Here is a 902-nt window from a genome sequence, read left to right as displayed (position 1 = left end):
CCATAGCCGTCAGGCTATGAGTTAATAATGTCTTTAGTGTAAGGTTTGTATTGTTTAATTCCGGTCTTTTTTTTCTCTTTTTTAGCTCTCATCCATAATTCTTCAAAAATACTTTTTAACCATTTTTTTAGTCCTATCATTCGTTTTTGGAGATGATTCCAAAATACTTTTAAGTTTTTTTTACAATTTTATAAGCTTTCCATTCGCTAAGTTCAAAGTCTATTTGTTCTCCAATAAAATCATTAAAAAGGCTTTGAATATATCCACTCAATAGAATGGCAATTAGCTTTCCATAGAGATAACATTCAAACCGAGCAATACTCATTTTACCTATTTTATTAATTTCAAAAATACTTTTCCATATTTTAAAAAGTAACTCTATTTGCCATCTAAGCCTGTAAAAAGGGTATATTTGACTTGTTTTTAGGAGTTCATGGGGTGCATTTGTAATGAAAACATTATAATGAGCTAATTCTTTTTTGAAATCAGAGTTTCGATAGGGAGTTCTTCTATTTTTTGACTGGTTTTTCTCTTTACTTTCATACTTCTTTAGACGTTTTTGAGCAATCTCTTCTGGTATTTTTTGTAAGTGCAAACGTACTTTAAGTTTATCTTTCGAACCACCTAAATACACCTCTCTATCAAAATTATCTCCTTTTATTTGATTGAAAATATCAGCCCATTCTATTGCTACATATTTTCCTTGAATATTTTTATTAAAAAGACTTGTCCCTATTTTATATCTACTAATAAAGAAGCCACCTTTTTGAACAATGCTTGTAAAATGAGTTAGTTTGTAATAGCCTAAATCCATTAAATGCAAATCATTAACAGAAACATCTATACCTTTTTGGTTCAACCAATCTGCATCTGTTTCTTTACCATTACGAAAATCTAACTTG

The 902-nt window shown here is 29.0% G+C and carries 1 protein-coding gene; it reads right to left on the bottom strand.

Going from position 1 to position 902, the window contains the following annotated elements; translation table 11 throughout:
- Positions 1 to 169: 169 nt before the first annotated feature.
- The coding region (locus AC07XN_RS24500; protein WP_494744954.1) for an IS4 family transposase at positions 170 to 902 on the bottom strand (733 nt) is incomplete at its 5' end.

Source organism: Arcicella sp. GW458-12-2-14-TSB2, from assembly GCF_059423785.1.
This window is presented reverse-complemented; position numbering and strand designations above follow the sequence as displayed.